We start from the raw sequence: 2,771 nt of genomic DNA, 5'->3' as shown, positions 1-2,771 counted from the left end.
AGGGCGTGACGCTGGGCCCGGATGGCGATGACGCAGGCGGCAATCTCGCCGTGGTCGGCTGGGGCTCGACCTTCGGCCCGATCCGCCGTGCTGTGAGCAATTGCCGCGAGCGGGGCCTCGACGTGTCGCATATCCATTTCCGCCATGTCTGGCCGCTTCCCGCCAATTCGGGCGAGCTGCTGCGCAAATATGAGCGGATCCTGGTGCCCGAGATGAATACCGGCCAGTTCAAGACCGTGCTGCGCGACCAGCTGCTGGTCGATGCGAAGCCTTACAACAAGGTCAGCGGGCAACCGTTCAAGATCGCCGAGCTCGAAGCGGCGATCGAGGAGGCGCTCTCATGAACGAGATGACCAAAATCGAAACCACCCTCAAGGACTGGGAAACCGACCAGGAGGTCCGCTGGTGCCCGGGCTGCGGGGATTATGCGATCCTGAAAGCCGTGCAGCGCACCCTGCCGCAGCTTGGCGCGGACCCGGCGAACACCGTGTTCGTTTCGGGCATCGGCTGTTCGAGCCGGTTCCCCTATTATATCGAGAGTTACGGCTTTCACACGATCCATGGCCGCGCGCCCGCGTTCGCGACCGGAATCAAGCTCGCCAATCCCGAGCTCGATATCTGGCTGGTGACCGGCGACGGCGACGGACTCTCGATCGGCGGCAACCATTTGATGCATGTGCTGCGCCGCAATGTGAACATGCAGATCATGCTGTTCAACAACGAGATTTACGGCCTCACCAAGGGCCAATATTCGCCGACCAGCCGGATCGGCACCAGGACCCCCTCGACTCCGATCGGCTCGGTCGACCGCCCGGCGCAGCCCTGTGCGTTCGCGCTGGGCAGCGGAGCGCGCTTCGTGGCCCGCGGCTTCGACGTGTCGAAGAACCTGCCCGACGTGCTCAAGGCGGCGCATGCCCACCAGGGCGCGGCCTTCATCGAGATTTTCCAGAACTGCATCGTCTACAATAAGGACGTGTTCAACGATTTCGCCGCCCCCAAGGGCGCGGAAGACCAGCAGCTGTGGCTCGAAGACGGCCAGCCGATGCTGTTCGCCGGCGGAACCAAGGGCATCGCGCTCGACCGCGAAGCGCTCGAACTCAAGGTGGTCGACGTGGTCGATGGCGACTGGGAAGCCGCCGGGGTGATCGTCCACAATGTCAGGAATCGTTCGATCGCGCATATGCTGGTCGAACTGCCGTTCGGGGAATTCCCGATGGCGCTCGGCGTGCTCTACGACGACCCGCGCCCGACCTTCGAACAGGGCGTCGCCGACGAACGCGCCCGGGCGAGCGAAGGCAAGGTGGCCGATCTCGGCAAACTGCTCGGCAGGGGCCAGACCTGGGTGGTGAGCGTGACTGCGCAGGACCCGGTTTGATTGAGATTGCGCACCAAGGCACTAAGACACGAAGATGCCGCGCGATGATGAGCTTGAGCGAATAGCTTCGATTGTCGTCGATTGCGGCTTCCAGCTGCACAAGGACATTGGGCCTGGCCTGCTTGAGAGCGTCTATGAGATATTGCTCTCTGCAAGTCTCGAAGAGCAAGGGCTGCAAGTCCGGCGGCAGGCTCCCGTATCAATCAGTCATAAGGGCGTTGTCGTAGACAACGCCTTCAAGATGGATCTGTTGGTTGAAGAGCGCCTAGTCCTGGAGCTTAAATCGACCGAAGTTCATGCTCCCGTCCATGCAAAGCAGCTCACGACCTATTTGCGGCTGGAAAGGCTCCCTCTCGGCTTGCTGATGAATTTCGGCATGGCGACATACAAAGAGGGGATAAGGCGGATCGCCAATGATTATTACAGCGGTTGGGATAAAGGATGATCCCTTTGTGCCTCAGTGTCTTTGTGCGAGATAATCCAAATGGATAATCTCACCCATAGCCTTGTCGGCGCGCTGATCGGGCAGGCCGGGCTCAAGCGTAAGACCGGGCTCGCCATGCCCGCGCTGATCATCGGCGCGAACCTGCCCGATGTGGACGCGGCGTGCTTCTTCTGGCTCGACGGGGTGGAGCATCTCGGCTTCCGTCGCGGGATCACCCATGGGCCGCCGGCGATGCTGCTGCTGCCGCTGGTGCTCGCGGGGATCCTTTATGGCTACGACAAATGGCAGGCGCGGCGCGGGACGCGGCCCGAAGCCCGCCTGCCGGTAAGCTTCAAATGGCTCTATTTGCTGAGCCTGATCGGCTGCCTGTCCCATCCCGCGCTCGACTGGCTCAACGTCTACGGCATCCGCCTGCTCGAACCCTTTTCGAGCCGCTGGTTCTATGGCGATACCCTGTTCATCATCGATATCTGGCTGTGGCTGGGGCTGGGCTTTGCGACGTGGTTCTCGCTCCGGCGGGAACGGCGCGGCGGGGAGTGGAAAAGGCCCGCGCGGGTCGCGCTAGCGGCGATGCTGGCTTACATCGTCGTTAATTGGCACATTACTGCGCTGAACATGCTTGTTCTGGATGATGGTCCAGGCAGCACTATCATCGCGAGTCCAACTCCGATCGCATTTTGGCAACGTGAAATGATCTTTGGCGGCGACGGTCACTATCGGATCGATGGGCGCGAGGTCGGCACGTTCGACCTCACGCGGGAAGACTATCCCGACATCATCGCCGCCGTACCCGAGGCCGAGCCCTTCCTGTTCTGGGCGCGCACGCCCTATATCGCCCGCGACGAGGATGGCCGCTTCTTCCTGCGCGATGCGCGCTTCGCGGGCCGGGGCGGGTTCCAGGTCGAACTGCCCGAGGCGGTGTGCAAGCCGCTCCAGCCGCCCGATTTGTCC

At 62.2% G+C, this 2,771-nt stretch carries 3 protein-coding genes and 1 pseudogene; all 4 read left to right on the top strand.

Annotation, left to right across the window (positions count from 1 at the left end):
- Positions 1–344: pseudogene (locus AC16XC_RS12080) on the top strand (2-oxoacid:acceptor oxidoreductase subunit alpha); the annotation flags it as partial.
- The gene (locus AC16XC_RS12075; RefSeq protein WP_484034908.1) at positions 341–1,375 is read left to right on the top strand and encodes a 2-oxoacid:ferredoxin oxidoreductase subunit beta; all 1,035 of its coding nucleotides are present in this window, start codon (positions 341–343) and stop codon (positions 1,373–1,375) included. The pseudogene AC16XC_RS12080 and the gene AC16XC_RS12075, both read left to right, overlap by 4 nt.
- A gap of 34 nt (positions 1,376–1,409) precedes the next feature.
- Positions 1,410–1,820, top strand: a complete 411-nt coding sequence (locus AC16XC_RS12070) for a GxxExxY protein (RefSeq protein ID WP_484034907.1) — start codon at positions 1,410–1,412, stop codon at positions 1,818–1,820.
- A gap of 39 nt (positions 1,821–1,859) precedes the next feature.
- The coding region (locus tag AC16XC_RS12065) for a metal-dependent hydrolase (protein ID WP_484034906.1) at positions 1,860–2,771 on the top strand (912 nt) is incomplete at its 3' end.

Source organism: Candidatus Andeanibacterium sp. (assembly GCF_057143545.1).
The sequence above is the reverse complement of the archived record's forward strand: the minus strand, read 5'-3'. Positions and strand labels throughout refer to the sequence as shown.